The organism is Protofrankia symbiont of Coriaria ruscifolia (assembly GCF_900634745.1).
Lineage (GTDB): Bacteria > Actinomycetota > Actinomycetes > Frankiales > Frankiaceae > Protofrankia > Protofrankia californiensis.
This window is the reverse complement of the sequence record NZ_CAAAFR010000022.1, coordinates 1-709: the sequence shown is the minus strand read 5'-3', so window position 1 is coordinate 709 and position 709 is coordinate 1. Positions and strand designations below refer to the sequence as shown.

The following is a 709-nucleotide window of genomic DNA, read 5'->3' as shown; positions in this document are numbered from 1 at the left end:
CTTCCCGGGCCGCGAGCGGTTCAGCGACCGGGACCGGGTGACGTCGTGCGCCGAGCGGCCTTCGGGCGATCAACGGGTTCCCGCAGGACCACGTATGGCGCCGGCACACGGTCGCTGCGCCACAATAGCCGGTGACAAGAGAAAGCCTCGGGGCCGGGTCAGCCAACCGTCCACAGCCGTACCGTCTGATCGTTGCTTCCGCTGGCCAAGAGCGTGCCGTCCGGGGAGAACGCCAGCGATCCCACCGGGGCGGTGTGGCCGGTCAGCAGCCCGCCGAGGGGGCGGGGGTCGGCCCGGTCACTTACATCCCACAGCCGCACCATGGTGTCAGCGCCGCCGCTGGCCAGGGTGCGGCCGTCCGGGGAGAACACCACCGAGAACACCGGGGCGGTGCGGCTGCCCAGCGGGCCGAGCGGCCGGGGGGTGGTTGGATCGGCTGTGTCCCATAGCTGCACCGTCCCGTTGTAGCCGCTGGCGGCCAAGGTGCGCCCGTCCCGGGAGAACACCACCGCGGTGATCCTGATGCCGTCGGTGAGGCCGGTCAGCGGGCCGAGCGGGCGAAAAGCCGTCCGGTCGGTCATGTCCCACAGCCGTACCGTCTGATCGTCGCTGGCGGCCAGGGTGCGCCCGTCCGGGGAGAACACCACCGTCCCCGAACCGGTGAGGCCGGTCAGGGGGCCGAGCGGCCGGGGGGTGGTGGGATCGGCTG

At 72.5% G+C, this 709-nt stretch carries 1 protein-coding gene; it reads right to left on the bottom strand.

Annotated elements, in window-relative coordinates:
• Positions 1–158: 158 nt before the first annotated feature.
• Positions 159–709: WD40 repeat domain-containing protein (locus CV1CTNOD_RS02450; RefSeq protein ID WP_431607055.1), on the bottom strand; the 551-nt coding region annotated here is incomplete at its 5' end.